The 17032-nt window shown below is 73.4% G+C and carries 12 protein-coding genes; 8 read left to right on the top strand and 4 right to left on the bottom strand.

What is annotated here, in order from left to right; all coding sequences use genetic code 11:
- Positions 1-90: 90 nt before the first annotated feature.
- The gene (locus WMF20_RS14480) at positions 91-675 is read right to left on the bottom strand and encodes a hypothetical protein (RefSeq protein WP_165373974.1); all 585 of its coding nucleotides are present in this window, start codon (positions 673-675) and stop codon (positions 91-93) included.
- A gap of 120 nt (positions 676-795) precedes the next feature.
- On the opposite strand from WMF20_RS14480, the gene WMF20_RS14475 reads away from it, so the two are divergent.
- Entirely contained in the window at positions 796-2019 is a 1224-nt protein-coding gene (locus tag WMF20_RS14475; protein WP_437614091.1) for a hypothetical protein, read from the top strand.
- A 55-nt stretch (positions 2020-2074) separates the two neighbouring features.
- Here the strand turns inward: WMF20_RS14475 and WMF20_RS14470 are convergent, their stop codons facing one another.
- On the bottom strand, positions 2075-5116 hold the full coding sequence (locus WMF20_RS14470; RefSeq protein WP_437614089.1) for a DEAD/DEAH box helicase: 3042 nt from the start codon (positions 5114-5116) through the stop codon (positions 2075-2077).
- A gap of 287 nt (positions 5117-5403) precedes the next feature.
- Positions 5404-6240: a hypothetical protein gene (locus tag WMF20_RS14465; protein ID WP_437614087.1), complete on the bottom strand. Its 837-nt coding sequence runs from the start codon at positions 6238-6240 to the stop codon at positions 5404-5406.
- A gap of 424 nt (positions 6241-6664) precedes the next feature.
- Between WMF20_RS14465 and WMF20_RS14460 the strand changes: the two genes are divergently transcribed.
- The 7 genes from WMF20_RS14460 to WMF20_RS14430 all read left to right on the top strand — a co-directional run bounded on the left by WMF20_RS14460 (position 6665) and on the right by WMF20_RS14430 (position 15474).
- Positions 6665-7711 (top strand): hypothetical protein, encoded by a 1047-nt coding sequence (locus WMF20_RS14460; RefSeq protein ID WP_437614085.1) that lies wholly within the window; start codon positions 6665-6667, stop codon positions 7709-7711.
- A gap of 599 nt (positions 7712-8310) precedes the next feature.
- Positions 8311-8808: a hypothetical protein gene (locus WMF20_RS14455; RefSeq protein WP_437614083.1), complete on the top strand. Its 498-nt coding sequence runs from the start codon at positions 8311-8313 to the stop codon at positions 8806-8808.
- An 86-nt stretch (positions 8809-8894) separates the two neighbouring features.
- Positions 8895-9962, top strand: a complete 1068-nt coding sequence (locus WMF20_RS14450; RefSeq protein WP_437614081.1) for a hypothetical protein — start codon at positions 8895-8897, stop codon at positions 9960-9962.
- Between the two features lie 45 nt (positions 9963-10007).
- A complete protein-coding gene (locus WMF20_RS14445; protein WP_437614079.1) occupies positions 10008-11393 on the top strand; it encodes an RNA polymerase sigma factor in 1386 nt (461 codons plus the stop codon).
- A 383-nt stretch (positions 11394-11776) separates the two neighbouring features.
- Complete coding sequence (locus WMF20_RS14440) at positions 11777-12553, top strand: RNA polymerase sigma factor (RefSeq protein ID WP_437614077.1); 777 nt, start codon at positions 11777-11779, stop codon at positions 12551-12553.
- A 295-nt stretch (positions 12554-12848) separates the two neighbouring features.
- A complete protein-coding gene (locus WMF20_RS14435) occupies positions 12849-13916 on the top strand; it encodes a 3-deoxy-7-phosphoheptulonate synthase (protein ID WP_129574892.1) in 1068 nt (355 codons plus the stop codon).
- A 151-nt stretch (positions 13917-14067) separates the two neighbouring features.
- Positions 14068-15474 carry a hemolysin family protein gene (locus WMF20_RS14430; protein ID WP_437614074.1) on the top strand — a complete coding sequence of 469 codons (1407 nt, stop codon included), beginning with the start codon at positions 14068-14070 and terminating at the stop codon, positions 15472-15474.
- A 99-nt stretch (positions 15475-15573) separates the two neighbouring features.
- On the opposite strand, the gene WMF20_RS14425 is transcribed toward WMF20_RS14430, so the two are convergent.
- Positions 15574-16974 (bottom strand): POT family MFS transporter, encoded by a 1401-nt coding sequence (locus tag WMF20_RS14425; protein ID WP_437614072.1) that lies wholly within the window; start codon positions 16972-16974, stop codon positions 15574-15576.
- Positions 16975-17032: the final 58 nt, after the last annotated feature.

Here is a 17032-nt window from a genome sequence, read left to right as displayed (position 1 = left end):
GAAGCGGCGGTGCATAGCACGCGGGCGCGCGGGCGCGAACCGGCGGCGGCCGAGCGGCCGCGGCGGATCGCGCCGGCGGAGCGCGGCGGATCAGCGCTGGTACGGGCAGGGCTTGCCGCCGTCGCCGGTCTCGACGGGAGCGCCGGTCGCGGCGTCGAGGGCGAGCGCGGTCGGGAACGGCTGGCCGCCCGGCCCCTTCGACGCCTCGGCGACCGAGAGGGAGAGGCTGTTGCCCGCGCGCTTGAACGCCCCCTGGCGCTGGATGATGCCCGACCAGATGCACGCCGCCTTCGGCGGACAGGGCGAGACGCGATCCTCCGCGGTGAAGCTGCCGCCCTTCGCGAAGGAGAGCACGCGCTCGTATTTGCGGGAGCCGCACGCCGCGGACCTCCACGTGCCGAGCAGCGGGTCGTCGCCGGGCCCAGGGCCCGCGGTCGGCGCCGCCGTGGGCTGCGCCTGCGCCGTGGGCTCCTGCGCGGTCGGCGCCGCGGTCGCCGGCGCCTGCGCGGTCGGCTCCTGCGCCGTCGGCGCCGCGGTGGTCGGCCGCTCCGAGGGCGCCGCAGGCGACGAGGCCGGCGACGGCGGCTCGGGCGACGGCTCTCGCGGGCTGTTGCCGGTGCACGCAGCGAGCGACGTGAGCAGCACGGCGAGGGGGAGGATGGCTCTTCGCGGCATGCCCGCTCATCCCATGGCGACCCAACACTCGCAAGCCGGCGCGGCGCCGGCTCGGCGTTGACGCGCGCACGCAAGCGGATGCAATGCGGGACGATAGGTTCACCACCACGGGAGGTTGAAGTGCTCTTTTCGACGTGCAATCGCTCGATCGGGATCGTCGCCGCGACGCTGATCCTCGGATGCTCCACGCGGGTGCGGGAGTTCAGCGCCGGCGCCGAAGGGGGCGGCGGCGACGGCGCCGCGTCCTCGTCGAGCGCCGACGCGAGCTCGTCGAGCGCCGACGCGAGCTCGTCGAGCGGCGGCAGCGGCGGCAGCGGCGGCAGCGGCGGCAACGGCGGCAACGGCGGCAACGGCGGTGGGCCCACGGCGCCCAGGGCGGCCCTGCCGGTGCCCCCGGGCCCGGATCGCTTCATGTGGCAGGGGTCGCAGACGGAGTTCCTCGATCAGGCCGGGGAGCCGTGCCAGGGGCTCATCGCGATCGCGGTGGGCGACAGGGCGGTCTGCTATGGGGGGCCCGGGGGCGTCCTCCGGTGCGCGGGCAGGATCTACACGAGCGTCTTCGGGCCGCAGTTCACCGACGTGCCCGGCGCGCCGCCCGTCGCCCAGATCCTGATCTCGGCCACGTTCAACAGCGAGGACGGCAACGGCCTCTGCGTGAGGACGCCCGGCGGCGAGGTGCGGTGCATGGGCAACTACAACAGCTGGGGGCAGTTCGGCGACGGCACCACGGAGGCGGCCGCCGGCTTCGCCTCGTGGGCGACGACGGCGCGCGCCGCCGGGATCGCCACGGGGACGTGGGATCAGCTCTGCGCGCTCACGACCGGCGGCGAGGCGCTCTGCACCGGGTACAACTTCGACACCACGCCGGAGCCGGTCGGGAGCGCCAGCCGATCGGTCGCGGTCGATACGTTCGGCAAGGCGCTCCTCGACGCGCCCGACGTCTTCCGCGTGGAAAACGGCCGCGCCGAGTGCCGGGTCGGGCCTGGCGGGTTCGACTGCCGCAACCACTCGGTCGGTCAGCCGGGCGCGGTGGTCGATGGCACGCACTCCGGTCGCGCCGCGCGCACCTGCTGGCTGACCCCCGCCGGGGAGGTGTCGTGCGCCGTGATCAACGACCGCGATCCGGGCGCCACCCCGCAGATCCTCGCGCCGATCTTCACCCAGGGCACGGTGCTGGCGATCGCGGGCAACTACTACACCGACGCGCTGTGCGCGGTGTACGCCGACGGCTCGATCTCGTGCGTCGGGAACAACGACCACGGGCAGCTCGGCGTCCCCGACGCGCGGCTCGTCACCGAGAAGATCGTGCAGCCGCCCGGCTCCGTCGACGTGAGCTGCAGGTGACACCGGGCGCGTGACGAGCCCCGGCGAGGCGCGCCCGTCCCGCTCTCGCCTCGCGCTACCCCAGCAGCGCGAGCAGGTCCTCCCGGGTCAGCGCGACCGCCCGGTCCGCCTCGCCCAGCGCGGCGCCCGCGATCGCGCGCTTCCGCTCCTGCAGGGCGAGGATCCCCTCCTCCACCGTGTCCTTCGCGACGAGCCGGTGGACCAGCACCGGGCGGTGCTGCCCGATGCGGTGGGCCCGGTCCGCCGCCTGGTCCTCGACCGCCGGGTTCCACCAGGGATCGAGCAGGAAGACGTGATCCGCCGCGGTCAGGTTCAGGCCGGTGCCGCCCGCCTTGAGCGAGATGAGCATCACCGGCGGGCCGCCCGGCGACTGGAACGCGTTGACCACGCCGGCGCGGTCGCGCGTCGCCCCGTCGAGGCGGCTCCACGGGATCCCCGCCTCGGTGAGGTGCGGCTCGACGAGGTCGAGCAGCGAGGTCCACTGCGAGAAGACGAGCGCCTTGTGGCCGTCCGCCACGCACTCCTCAAGCGCCGCGAGCAGCCGCATCATCTTGGACGAAGGCGCGCTCCGCGCCGCGGGCGCCGCGCCCGCCTCCGCGGGGCCGGCGCCCGACCCCGGGATCAGCGCCGGGTGGCAGGCGGCCTGGCGCAGCCGGAGCAGCGCCTCCAGCGCCGCCATGACGCTCGCCCCCTGCGCGAGCCGCTCCACGACGTCCTTGCGCGTCGTCGCGCGCACCGCCTCGTAGAGCTCGCGCTCGGCCTCCTCGAGCTCGCAGTAGAGCACCATCTCCGAGCGCGGCGGCAGCTCGGGCGCCACCTCGCGCTTCAGCCGCCGCAGCACGAAGGGGCGGATCTTCTGCCGCAGCTCCGCCGCCGCGCCGGCCGCGCCCTCGGCGATCGGCCGCCCGTAGCGCTCCTGGAAGGCGCTGCGCCCGCCGAGCAGGCCGCGGTTCGTGAAGTGGAGCAGGCTCCAGAGCTCGTCGAGCCGGTTCTCGACCGGCGTGCCGCTCAGCGCCACGCGCAGCTCGGCGCGCAGCGCGAACGCCGCGCGCGCCGCCTGGCTGTCGGGGTTCTTGATCGCCTGCGCCTCGTCCAGCACCACGATGTCCCACGCCTGCGCCGCGAGCAGCTCGACGTCGTTGCGGAGCACGGCGTAGGTCGTCAGCGTGACGTCGGCCGCGGGATCGAGCGCGCGCCGCGCGCCGTGGTAGATCGCGAACCTGAGGCCGGGGCGGAACCGCCGGATCTCGTCGGCCCAGTTGTGGACGACGCTGCGCGGGCACACGACGAGCGTCCGGCCGCGCACCGCGCAGAGCGTCTGCAGCGTCTTGCCGAGCCCCATGTCGTCGGCGAGCACCGCCCCGAGCCCGGCGTCGCGCAGGAACGACAGCCAGTCGACGCCGCGCCGCTGGTACGGGCGCAGCGTCGCGGTCAGGTCGGCCGGCAGCGGCGCCTCCGGGAGCGACGCGAAGCCGTCGAGCAGCGGCATGAGCTTGTCGAAGCCGGACGGGCGCGGGTACTCGATCTCGTCGCACAGGGCGGCCAGCGCCGGGAGCGCCGCGGGCGGCACCTCCTTGTCGTCGCGCCGCGCCGCGAGCAGGTCGGCGACGCGCGCGCCGTACTTCTCGAGCCACGCCCCGGGCAGCGGCGCCCACCCGCCGCCGAGGAGCGGCACGAGCGGCAGGCCGTCCTGCCACGCCCGGATCACGGCCGCGGCGTCCGCGCGCCTCGGCGGCGCGCCGGCGCCCTCGCCCGCCTCGCCCTCCCCGTCCTCGCGGCCGGTCGAGAGCTCGAACTCGACGTCGAAGGCGCGGTCGTCGATGACGAAGCGCGGCACGAGCTCGGCCTTGCCGAAGAGCTCGCCGCGCGCGTCGGCGAAGGCGCGGGCGTCCCACGCCTCGAGGCGCGAGGCGAAGCGGATCGCCTCGGCGCCGTCGAAGTCGACCCGGCGGCCCGGGATGAGGTGCAGCTCGTCGCGGAGCCGGATGAGCAGCTCGCGCTCCGCGGCTTCGTCGCGGACGGGCACGGGGCCGGACAGGTGCACGAGCCGGCCGCCCTCGATCCGCGCCTCGGGCGGATCGCCGTACACGAGGCTGGGCACGACCGAGAGCGTGTGATCCTTCTGGCTGAGATCGAGGAGGATCCGCGGCTTGGACGCGCCGCCCGCGCGGGGCAGGCGCTGGCTCTGGACGGTGACCGGGACGCGCTTGGTCAGCTCGGGCAGGACCTGGGTCACGAGCTTGCCGAGGTCGCCCCGCGAGAAGACCCGCCGGAGCGGCAGCCGCTCGAGCTTCGGGCCCGTGAGGTCCGTCTCCCGGAGCAGGTGCAGCGTGCCGCCGCACCGGACCACACCCGACGCGATCACCTCGTCGACGCGCGGGTCGCGCTCCACGACGAGCGCCACGCCGTCGTCGTGATCGCGCACCGCCGCGCGGGGGCCGATCGCCTCGCTGGAGACGCGGATGGGCGCGCCGTCGAGCTCCACGTCGGCGACGCCGGCGAGCGCGGCGAAGAGCTCGGGCTGGCGATCCGAGGGGAAGTAGCCGTGCTGCTTGGTGCCCACGAGCCGATCGATCGCGAGGTCCTCGTGCGTCGGGTAGAGCTCGGGCAGCCTCGGTCCGGGCCGCTCGGCCCCCGCCGGGGCCCTGACGCCGCGCCCGGCGAGGCTGGCGAGCGAGCTCCGGAGCGGCTCCTCGGCGCCGCTCGCGTGGACGATCATCCGCTCGAGCGCGAGCACGAGGCCCTTGCGCCGGAGCCGGTAGCGCAGCCGCGCCGCCGGGGCCGCCACGGCGGCGGCGCCGCCCTGCGCGGCCGGCTGCCCCTGCGCCGCCGGCTGCCCCTGCGCCGGCTGCCCCTGCGCCGCCGGCTGCCCCTGCGCCGGCTGCCCCTGCGTCGCCGGTTGCGAGAGCGCGATGGCCGCCGCGACGGCGTGGGCGCAGGGATCGACCCTGCCGCCGCAGTCGCACGTCCACTCGGCGTCCGCGGGGTAGAGGGTGACGGTGGGCGCGACCGGCTGGCCGGCGGCCTTGACGCGGACCACGACGGCGTCGCCGCGGTCCTCCCGGCCGAAGGCGGCGCCCTCGCGGGCGAGCTTCACGCCCTGGGACCAGAGGCCCGGAAGACAGGCTTTTCGGATGGCTTCGAGAAGACCCTGCACAGCGACTCCAGGCGCCGACCACCTGCCCTGGCGAGGCGCGCGCTCGCGCGCTCTCCGGGGGCCGACGCCACTTCTTGAGAATGTTCACAGGAAGACGGAGAGGACGGGAAGAGGCTCGGGCGCCTTTTTCCGCCGCCCCGCCTTCCAGAGTCCAGGAGCTTGCCCGGCGAGCGCGGGGCGCTCCTGTAGCAGGAATTCGCGCGGCGCGCGGCTTGACCCGGCGAGCTCTACCTGCGCGTCAGGTGCTCGCGGTAGCGCGTCGTGAGCTCCATCCAGCGCAGCGTGAGGATCGGCTCGCGCTCGAGCCGGTCCTGCCAGCTGCGATCGATCGCCTTCCACAGGTCCCGGTCCGCGATGCCGTGGCGCAGGAGCGCCCGATCGAAGGACGAGGCCGCCCCGACCGACGACTCGGCGCAGAGGGCCGCGTACTGCTGCAGGCTGAGCGAGGGCAGCGCGCCTCGCTTGCCGGGAGGGTCCTGCCCGGCGGCCGGGTCGGGGGCCGCGGCGCCCGCCGGCGCCGTCGCGGCGCTGCCCGCGCCGGCCTCGCCGGGCGGGCGCCGGAGGGTCACCCCCGATCGCGCGTTGCCGCCGTCGAGCTCCATCAGCTCGGTCTCGGGCGGGGGCTTGATCGAGGGCAGCGGCATGGCCCGCGGCACCTCGACGGGCTCCTCGGCCTCGCCCTCCGCGGGCTGGCCCTTCCCGCTCGACAGGGGGACGATCGCGGACAGCGGCGGCGAGGCCACGCGCCGCGGGGGCACGGACGACTCTCCCCTCCGGGGGCCCCGCCGCGCGCCGGGGCGCTCGCCGTCGGGCGCCGCGAACGACAGCACCGGGCCGGCGTCCGTGATCTCCATCTGCAGGACGATCTCGCCGTCCTTCCCGCGGACGATCAGCCGATCGCCCGCCACGGCCGCCTCGATCTCGTAGCGTCGCCCGGACGAGAGCTCGACGGTCGCGGACGGGACCGGCGCGCCGCACGCCGCCCCCCGGCCGCCGATGTCTTCCTGAGGATGGGTCGCCGTCGGATGCAGCGAAGGCTCGGTATCGGGTGGATCCCCACTCATCAGGACGCAGAGCCTAACGCAGCAAGCGCGCGCTCCGCGAGGGCTTTCGGCGGCCGCGCTCGGGCGCAAGACGACCAGAGGGTGTGCGGCTCTCCGCCTGGGAACCGGAAGGTAAGGCGGCCCGCGTCCCGACGGCGAACGACGTGGATGAGCGCGGTTGTGCGAGGTTGCGCGCCGCCGCGGAGAGCTTACGGGAGGAGAGGAGTCTTCATTTCGCAAAGTGCGTCGCTGCGCCGGCGCCGGCGCCGGCGCTGGCCACCCCGCGCGCAAAAACTGCCCACCTTCACAAACGGTTAGAATTCGCCCGCTCGATCCGCAATGGGTCCAGCAGCGCCATTCCTCGCATTGCGCGGCTCGTTTTCGACGGTGTCCTCCGGATTTGTAGTAAGCCGGGGGCTGCGAGCTCTACCCGAAAGGAGGTCTCATGAAGAGGACAGGTCTCGCGCTTGCGCTGCTGTTCGCCGCGTGCCTCGGAGGCTGCGAGATGCTCGGCGGTGGGACGTACCAGACGTGCGCGGAACACTGCAAAACGGAGCTCGACCCCGACGCGTGCATCGAGGCATGCGGCACGTGCGCGGGCCAGTGTGTCAACCCGGTTCCAGAGGGCTTCGACGGCCCTGCGTTGCTCTGGGTGGGCAGGACGACGGATGAGCCGCAGTGCCCTGCCAGCGCCCCGAGCACGGTGTACGTGGGGTACGAGACCCCTGACTTCCCCTTCGCGTGCGACCCGTGCCGGTGCAGCGAGCCGGCGTGCGCCCTGCCCGACGGCCTCAGGACGGCCGCCTCGCTGAGGTGCGATGGCGTCGAGCTCTCGCGGCACGACGCCCGGAACATCCAGGGCGGCACCTGTGTGGTGCCCAGCCAGGCGCTGGCGAGCGATCGCAAGGCGCTGCTGCTCGGCGCGCCCGAGATGACGCCGTGCGAGCCCAGCGTCGAGCCCCCCCCGGTGCCGCTCATCGTCTCGCGGTGGTATCGCTCCGGGAAAGCCTGCTCTGGCGTCGTCCCGGAAGATACCTGCATGGCTCCGAAGAGGTGCGTTCCGGTCGATGACCGGCCGCAGGAGCACGTGTTCGCGCAGTGCATCATGCACCTCGGGCGCGGCGAGGTGACCTGCCCGCCGGACTACCCGGAGGATGTCGTCCTCTACGACGGCATGGTAGACGATCGCCACTGCACGCCTTGCGAGTGCGGCCCTCCCACGGGCGGCGAGTGCTCTCTGATGCTCCTCTCCTTCCAGGACGAGGCGTGCAGCGAGCTGCTCGCCACCGGCACGACGTCGGGTATGGACCCGGCATGCCTCGATCCGGTGCCCGGGATGAAGCCCAAGAGCATGAAGGCGGTCTGGCATGTCAACGAGCCCGGCCGCTGCGAGCCGAGCGGCGGAGAGCTGCGAGGCGGGATCACCCTCACCGGTGCGACCACGTTTTGCTGCCAGACACGCCCGGACGAGCGTCCGGGCGAGAACGAGTGACGGCGGCGCGCCCTCGCCGGCGCCGCGGCGCCGGCACCGCCCGGGGCGCGATCCAGGCTCTCCCTGAACCGGGGTCGGGCACAACCAGAGCCGATGTCGCGGAGAGAAGATCCTCAGTGCAGGGCTCGACCGGCCCGACAAAAATCCCTCGATAGGGAGAAATTCAAAAACAAAAATACAATGCGTTACAGGCGATCGGGCGCGCGCACAAAAGCCTTTACGTGCGCTCCAAAGTCGGTATCTACAGGATCACGACGTGGGAGTGGTGACGTCGAGCCCGCCTCCGCCACGCGGCAGAGGTGCACTGTCCTATGGGCGCCGGAGACGTTTGAGGAGGGGGGGCACATGTCGGGGTGTAGCGGCCGGATGAGAGGCAGCGGGGTGCTTCGGGTCGGGGTGTTCCCTCCGCGCGGTGCGGTACAGATCCCGCCCTAGCCGGGACGCCGATGTCACGCGCCGGTTGCGCCGTCATGGTCGCTGTCGTCACGGCAACGACCCCGGTGCACGCGGATACGCCTCGGTCTGAATCGCGACAGGAGACGGATGAGCCGCGACGGGGGACGGATGAGCCGCGACGGGAGACGCAGGAGGGAGACGACATGTTGCGCGGCGAGCTCTCCGCGTCGCCGCTGCTGGCGACGGGCTTCCTGCCCGCGCTCGCCGGGGGCGCCTCGTTCGCCACGACGTTCCGCTGGCCCAGCCTGTCGATCGCCGTCGAGGCGCGCATGCTCACCTCGCTGGCGGACACCTTCGAGGACGGCGTCCTGGTCCACGCGAGCCTGGCGATGCCGACGCTCGACATCTGCGGCCACCGCGGGGTCCTGTCGCTGTGCGCCGTCTTCGACGCCGGCGAGCTGCAGATCACGAGCGATCCCGGCGTGGCCATCCAGGCGCGCAAGGCCTGGATCAGCTCGATCGGCCTGCGGGCGGCCGGAGACTGGCGGTTCTCCGATCAGCTGTCGTTACGCGGGTTCGTCGAGCTGCACACGAACCACAGCCGCCCATCGCTCTGGGTGAACGGCAAAGAGGTATGGCGGGTCCCGCCGCTCTCCGGGGTGATCGGCCTGGGGCTCGCGCTCCCGGTGGACGCCTTCTAGCGGAGGCCCTCGGCCGCTCCTCGACGGAGCGCATTCGTCGTCGACACCTGGCCTGAACGAGCGGTCACCACGCCGCGATGAGCACCATGTCAGCAATCTCAGCAAGAAACACCGGGGCCAGCGCGGCGACGCCGGGGCGACCGTGGGGCCGGACGCCGGCGTGGCTCGCCGCGGCGGCCGCGGCCCTGCTCACGCCCTGGCGCGCCGCCGCCGCGCCGCCTCGCGCCGCGGTGCAGCTCGAGTACCGGCGCGCGCCGGGGACCGAGCGCTGTCCGGACGAGGGGCTCTTGCGCGAGGAGATGGCCAGGCAGCTCGGCTACGACCCGGTGGCGCCCGAGGCGGCTTTGCAGGCCAATGCGCTCGTGTTCCGCGGGCCGGGCCGGGAGGTGCACGCCGCGATGGAGCTCCACGACGCCGAGGGCTCCATCGCGTGGTCGCGGCACCTGGTCGCCTACAACGACGACTGCACGGAGCTCGTCATGAACATGGCGCTCTCGCTCCGGGTGGCGCTCGATCCGAGCCTCCACGTGCAGCCCGCGCCCGCCCCGCTCCCCGCGCCCGCGCCCCCGGCCGAGGCTGCGGCCGAGGCGCCGACGCGGCCTCCGGGGCCCGGGATCAGCGTCGGCCTCGCCGGCGCCGCGGTGTTCGGGATACTGCCGGACACGACCGCCGGGACGGCGCTCCACGTCGCGCTCCGCTATCCGTCCTTCTCGCTCGGCCTGGAGGGCCACTTTCAATGGCCGGCCGCGGTCCAGATCGACAGAGGCGGCATCGTCACGACCTGGCTGGCGGCGGCGAACGCGATCCCGTGCTCCCAGATCCGTCGCCTCTTCGCCTGTGCCTTCGTGTCGATCGGGGTCGTCGAGCAATCCGGCTCCAACGTCGAGCTCGTCGATACGCCGTCGCTCTGGCTCGCCACGGGGCCGCGCGCCGGCGTCGAGATGCCGTTCTCGGATCGGATCAGCGTGCAGCTCTATGGCGATCTCGTGCTCCGTCTCACCGAGTTCCGCATCGAGGGGCCGTCGGGTGTCCTCTGGGCTCCGCCCGCGTCCGGTGGGCTCGTCGGTCTCCGGGTGGACGTCCACCTGCATCCGCGACGCGAGGCGCCCGCGCGGCGCGCTCCCGCGGCTCGGGGGGCGTGGGCGCCGCATTGACCAGCTTCGCGGCGGCGAAGTCGCCGCGCTCCAGGGGGAAAAGACATGGGGTCACCGTCACGCAAGCGCACGTCCGTGGAGCCTTCCCACGCCTTCATGGCGGCCATCGCCGGCGAGCACTTCTCGTTCATCGCCCGCTACCTCGCCCGCCTCGGGGTGCGCGCGCAGGACATCGAGGACGTCGCCCAGGAGGTGCTCGCCGGCGCCTACCGCGCGCTGCCGCGGTTCGACGCGACCCGGGGCAGCGTGCGGTCGTGGCTCATGGGGATCGCGACCCACCAGGCGTCGAATCATTTCCGGCGGGCCCACCGCCGTCGCGAGCGGCTCAAGTCGCTCGACGATCTCGCGGAGCTGCCCGACGCCACCCCCGACTCCGAGCAGCGCGTCATCGCGCGGGACCGGCGGGGCGTGCTCGATCAGCTGCTCGAGGAGCTGCCGATGGAGCGCCGCTGCGTGTTCGTCGCCCACGAGCTCGAGGAGATCGACATGGCCGAGATCGCGCAGCAGCTCTCGATCCCCCTCGGCACCGCGTGGAGCCGGCACCGGCTCGCGTGGGTCGACATCGAGGCGGCGATGCGCCGCTGGCAGGCGCGGCAGCGCGGCCGCGGGCTCGCGTTCATCCCCTTCAGCGCCGGCGCGCTCGTCGAGGAGGCGCGCGCCGATCGCGAGATCGGGCGCTCGCTGCTCGCGCGGATCGGCCGCGCGTTCTCGCCGCGGCGGCTCGCCGGCCGCTCGGCCGCGCGCGCCGGCGCGCTCCACGCCGCCGCCAGCGCCGCGGCCCCGCTGGCCGCCGGCGTCGCCGCGGCGGTCGCGATCGCGATCGCGATCGCGATCGCGATCGGCGCGCTGCGCGCCGCCTCGCCCCTGGCCGCCGATCCGCGCGCCTCGACCGCGCCGGCCCTGGCCGCCGTCGCGGCGCCGCAGGCCCAGGCCCCCACGCCGCAGGCCGCGTCGCCGGCCCTGGCCGCCGTCACGGCGCCGCAGGCGCAGGCGGCAACGCCGCCGTCGCCCGTGGGCGCCGCGCCGCCGCCCCACGCAGCTGCCGCGGCGGACGCTTCGCGGGATCGCGGAAGCGCGGTCGCCCCAGGCGCCGCCGCCGCGATCTCGCCAGCGGCCAGCGCGGCGCTCTCCGGCCGGAAGGCCGCGCTCCGTCCGGCTGGCGGCGCAGCCGCGACCGCCGGCCGGCGGGCCGCCGCGTCGAACGACGAGGAGATCGCCGCGGAGCGCGCCCTCATCGACGGCGCGATCACGGCGCTCTCGAAGGGCCGCTACGCGGAGGCGAACAGCCGTCTCGCCGAGCACCGGCAGCGTTTCCCGGCGGGCCGCCTCACCGCCGAGAGGAACGCGGCGCTTCGCGCCCTCCGCGCCCGCGCGGCAGCCGCTCCCCTCCCCTCTTCGCTCCACGACGTCGGTCAGGCGAGCATGAATTGACCCGCCAAGCCGCCAAGCCCGCCAGGGAGCGAAATCTCCGAATCTCCCCCACCGCCTCGACGATTCCCATCCTCCGCATCACGCCCCCTCTCTGGCCCCCGCGCCGCCGAGCGGTGCTCTCCCGCACAGGAGACGGGCCCAGATCGGCGTTTTCGGCGCACAGGCGTGCTCCCGCACGCCGAGCACCGAAAACGCCGAGGTGGGCCCGGATCCGCCGCGGGAGAGCACCGCTCCCGTCCGTGGCGCTTTGGGGTGGGGCGTCGGGGGATCGCGCTCGCACAGAAGATCATTTTGAGAGGGCCATGGCTTTTTTGTGAGATGGGGGATCGGGTCCTCCTAATTAAGGGAGCATGGGACAACCGCACCGCACGCTCGCTCCATCGATGCCGCTGGATAGACAGCGCGCCTTTGTCCGGCTCTTTCGGGGGAAGACCTACGACTCCGTGTGGAACTGGCTGAAGCGGCTCGGGGTCCCACGCCGCGACCGGAGCGACATCCTTCAGGATGTCTTCCTCGCCGGATACCAGAGCTTCCCCACCTACGATCCGCTCCGCGCGCGGCCCGAGCGGTGGCTCAACCGGATCACGGTCCACGTGGCCGCGCACTACCGCGATCGGGCGCACCACCGTCGCGAGGAGCTCTCGTCCGGCCAGGCCCCGCGGCGCGTCGCAGACGAGCGTCCGAACGCCGAGGAGCAGATCGACGCGGAGCAGACGCGCTCGCTCATCCTGTCGCGGCTCGGGTCGCTGCAGACCGAGGAGCAGCGGATCCTCATCGAGCACGACATCGAAGGGCTGCCGATGGCGACGATCGCCGAGCAGCACGGGATCCCGCTGTCGACCGCGTACAAGTGGCGCACCCGCGCGATCGCCTCGCTGCGCGCGCTGATCGAGGAGCCCTGCGCCGAGCGCAAGCGAACGCGGCCGCCGCGAACCGCGGAAAGCCACGCCGGGCAGCCCGCGCCGCGGCCCGCGGAGGCCGCGGGCGAACGAGGGGCCGCGCCGCGGCCGGCGAACGCCTCACGACGGGCGGCGCCCGCGGCACGGGCCGCCCGCGCGAGCGCGAAGCGGACGGCGGCGCCCTGCCGCACGCCCCCGAGCAGCGCCCCGCTCGCCCGCAGATCCGGCGCCGAGCAGGCGCACGCGCCCGCGGGCGCGTGAGCCGCGGAGACCGCCGGCGCGCCCAGGGGTGCGCCCGCGCGAGCACCCACGCCGTCCCGCGACCGACGTTCCGGACGCCTACGCCTCAACGGCGCGCAAGCACCAGCGAGACAACTCTTCAGGCCGACCGGAATCGTTCATCCCTGGCAAACCCCGGGCAGCCCTGGCCGGCGCCGCCCCGAACCGATCGGAACGGACCGGGAGGCGATCCGGAAGAAAAAATGCCTTCGTTTCACGCGCGGGCAGCCGGGGCATATCGCGGCGCGCTGCGACGCGCTATGCTGGCATCCTCACGATGTACTACTCGACCGACGACCTTCGTATTGCCGGGCTCAGGCCCTTGATCCCCCCCGCGATCCTTATCGAAGAGATCCCCGTCAGCTCCGCCGCCTCCGAGACGGTGGCGTTCACGCGCCGGGCCGCCGAGCGCGTGATCTCGGGCGAAGACGACCGGATCATCGTGGTCGTGGGCCCCTGCTCCATCCACGACCCCAAGGCCGCGCTGGAGTACGCGGCGCGGCTCCGGGAGGCGCGCGACCGGCTGAGCGACGACCTGCTCGTGATCATGCGCGTGTACTTCGAGAAGCCGCGCACCACGGTCGGCTGGAAGGGGCTGATCAACGACCCCGACCTCGACGGGAGCTTCTCGATCAACAAGGGGCTCCGCGTCGCCCGCGGGCTGCTCCGCGACATCGCCGAGCTCGGCCTCGCGAGCGCGAGCGAGTTCCTGGACACGATCTCGCCGCAGTTCATCGCGGATTTCATCTCCTGGGGCGCGATCGGCGCGCGCACGACCGAGAGCCAGATCCACCGCGAGCTCGCCTCGGGGCTCTCCTGCCCCGTCGGCTTCAAGAACAGCACCGAGGGCGACGTGCAGATCGCCGTCGACGCCGTGCGGGCCGCCCGCGAGGCGCACCATTTCCTGTCCGTCACCAAGCAGGGCATCTCGGCGATCGTGGCGACGCGCGGCAACTCGGCCTGCCACGTGATCCTGCGCGGCTCTCAGCGCGGGCCCAATTACGCGGCCGAGCACGTCCGCGAGGCGGCCGACCGCCTGACCAAGGCGGGCCTGCCGCGCCGCCTGATGGTCGACTGCAGCCACGGCAACAGCCAGAAAGACCCGGCGCGCCAGCGGATCGTGGCCGAGAGCCTGGCCGACCAGCTGCGCTCCGGCTCGCGCGACATCCTCGGCGTCATGATCGAGAGCCACCTCGTGGGCGGCCGGCAGGACCTCACGCCGGGCAAGCTCCCCATCTACGGCCAGAGCATCACCGACGCCTGCCTCGGCTGGAACGACACGGTGCCGGTCCTCGAGCTCCTCGCCCAGGCGGTGCGCGACCGGCGGGCCAGCAAGGCGGCCTGACCTCGCCGCCCGGCGCGGTGTGACCCCGCCGCCCAGCGCGCCTGCCCCGGCACGCCAGCCCTTCCAGAAAATTCCACCGTAGACGCAACCACCGATCGCAGCGCGACGCGGTCGGCGCGGCGCGACGATCGCTCGCCGGCCCTGTCCGTGCATGCTCCGCGTCGCTGCCGCGCCAGGGGGCGACGCGCTATGCCCCCGGAGCGCCTCGGAGGAGACCATCATTTTATCGGAGATTCTCGTCATCCTGGCGCTCGTGCTCGTGAACGGCGTCTTCGCGGGCGCCGAGATCGCGGTCGTGACGGTCCGCAAGACGCGGCTCGACCAGCTCGTGCAGTCGGGGAGCCGCCGGGCGCGCGCGGTGAAGCGCCTGCGGGGCAACCCGGAGCGCTTCCTCGCCACCGTCCAGATCGGCATCACCATCGTCGGCGCCACCGCGAGCGCCTTCGGCGGGTCGACCCTGGCGCAGGACCTCGCGCCCTTGCTCCGCGCCGCGCCGTGGATCGGGGAAGCCGCGGACGAGCTCGCGCTCGCCGCGGTGGTCGCGCTCGTCTCCTTCCTCTCGCTCGTCCTCGGCGAGCTCGTCCCGAAGTCGCTCGCGCTCCGCTCCTCCGAGCGGTACGCGCTGCTCGTCGGCCCGCCGCTCCGCGGCCTGTCCTCGCTCGCCCGCCCGCTCGTCTGGCTGCTCACGGCGAGCTCGAACCTGGTGCTGAGGCTCTTCGGCGACCGCACGAACTTCGTCGAGGCGCGCATCTCGCCCGAGGAGATCCAGCAGATCGTCGACGACGCCGCCGAGGCGGGCTCGGTCGACCGGCGCGCCGGCGAGATCGCCTCCCGCGCCCTGGATTTCGCCGGGCTCACCGCGCTCCAGGTGATGCTCCCGCGCGTCCGCGTCGTGGCGCTCCCGCGCGAGGCGACCGCCGCGGAGGTCCAGCGCGCCGTGCTGGAGCACGGCCACACGCGGATGCCGGTCTACGAGGGGTCGAACGACAACGTGATCGGCTACGTCACGACGCCGGAGGTGCTCGCGCTCCTCTGGGGCGACGGGCCGTTCTCGCTGGAGAGCGTCCTGCGCCCGGCCTACTTCGTGGTCGCGTCGATGCCGGCCGTCGACCTCCTCGCCGAGATGAAGCGGCGGCGGCTCCAGCTCGCCATCGTCGTGGACGAGCAGGGCGGCATGATCGGCATCGTCACGATGGAGGACCTCGTCGAGGAGCTCGTCGGCGAGATCTTCGCCGAGAACGAGGCGCACGCGCACTCCGCCGAGGCGATCCGGCGCGAGCCGGACGGGTCGGCGCTCGTGCCCGGGGACATGCCGGTCCACGAGCTCAGCCGGCAGCTCGAGATCGAGCTGCCGGACGACGCGCGCTGGTCCACGGTCGGGGGCCTCTGCATGGGGCTCGCCCGGCGCATCCCCGCGCCGGGCGACGTCCTCCGGACGCCGGCCGGGGCGGAGCTCCAGATCGTCGACGCGAGCCCCCGGCAGATCCGGACGGTGCGGGTGCGCGTCCCGCCGGAGCCGGCCGAGCGCGAGGACGAGGAGCAGCGCGACGCGGGGTGAGGGCGCACGGCGCGGGTTGAGCGCGCGGCGCGGGTTGAGCGCGCGGCGCGGGTTGAGCGCGCGGCGCCGGCCGAACCCGCGCGGCGCCGGCCGAGCGCGTCACGCCGCCGGGACGGGCGGCGCGCCGGCGGGCCTCGGCTGGAAGTGGTCGACCACCACGTACCGCCGCGCGAGGAGGCCGAAGACGAGGGCGGCGAGCAGGATGAGCGCCGCGAAGAAGAGGTACTGCATCGCGCCCGTGAACACGTTGAGCGCCGCGACGCCGGCGGTGATCAGGTTGCCGACCGTCACGGTGAGGTTCCAGAAGCTCATGATGGTGCTCTTCATCTCGCGCGGCGCCTGGGAGTAGGCGAACTCGAGGCCGGTGGTGGACACCAGCACCTCGGCGAGCGTGATGAGCAGGTAGGGCCCGGCCTGCCAGAGCACGCTGAGGCGGTCGCCCGAGCCCATCGCGAGCTCGATGGCGGCGACCGCGACGAACGAGAGCCCGGCGATCGTCATGCCCGCCGTCATGCGGCCGAGCGCCGTCAGGCGGACCCCGCGCCGCTCCAGGGCGGGATAGAGGATCATCGTGTTGAAGGGGATGATCAGCATCACCATGAGCGGGTTCAGCGCCATAAGCTGCGATGGGGCGAGCTTGTGGCCGAGCACCTCGAGATCCATGCGGGTCGCCTGGACGATCCAGGTCGACCCCTTCTGGTCGAACAGCGCCCAGAACACCGGGATCGGGGCGAAGATCGCCATCACCCGCAGGACGGCCTTGGCGCCCTCGACGGCGCCCTCCGGGTGCCTCCCGCGCGCCGCGTCGAGGAAGTGCCCGCCCTCCGCGGCGCCGCGCCCGCCCCGGACGGCATCCCAGAGGACGCGAAGGAACGAGTGCGGGTTCTTGCCGGTCGGCGGCACGTGCACGTACTTGTCGCGCCCCATCCAGAACACGACCGTCGCGATCAGCATGAGCGCGCCGGGGATCCCGAACGCCACCCTCGGCCCGAACCACTCGAGCGTCTTCGGGATCAGGGCCGACGCGAAGAACGATCCGAAGTTGATGATCCAGTAGAAGAGCGCGAACACGTGCTTGACGAGGTGCTTGTTCTCCTCGGAAAACTGGTCGCCCACGTGGGCCGAGACACACGGCTTGATCCCGCCCGAGCCGAGGGCGATGAGCGCGAGCCCGGCGTAGAAGCCGCTCGGGCTGCGCTCGAAGATCGCGAGGCAGGCGTGCCCCGCGCAGTAGACGAGCGAGAGCCAGAGGATCGTCCGGTACTTCCCGAGGAAGCGATCGGACAGGAAGCCGCCGAGGAGCGGGAAGAAATAGCAGGCGCTCACGAACAGGTGGTAATTGGCCTTGGCCACGTGCTCGTGGATCAGCATGTAGTTGATGAGGAAGAACGTCAGGATGTTCTTCATGCCGTAGAAGCTGAAGCGCTCGCACCCCTCGTTTCCGATGATGTATTTGATCTGCGGGGGGAATCGATTCGTGCTCGAAGCGGTTTGCGTCATGGCAGGGCCCTCGCTCGCGCCTTCGCCGTCCTAGCACCACTGTGTCGCGACCGGGCGG

The organism is Sorangium sp. So ce834, from assembly GCF_051521425.1.
Taxonomy (GTDB): domain Bacteria; phylum Myxococcota_A; class Polyangia; order Polyangiales; family Polyangiaceae; genus Sorangium; species Sorangium cellulosum_D.
Note: the sequence above shows the minus strand (reverse complement) of the source record. Positions and strands in the feature narration are given on the sequence as shown.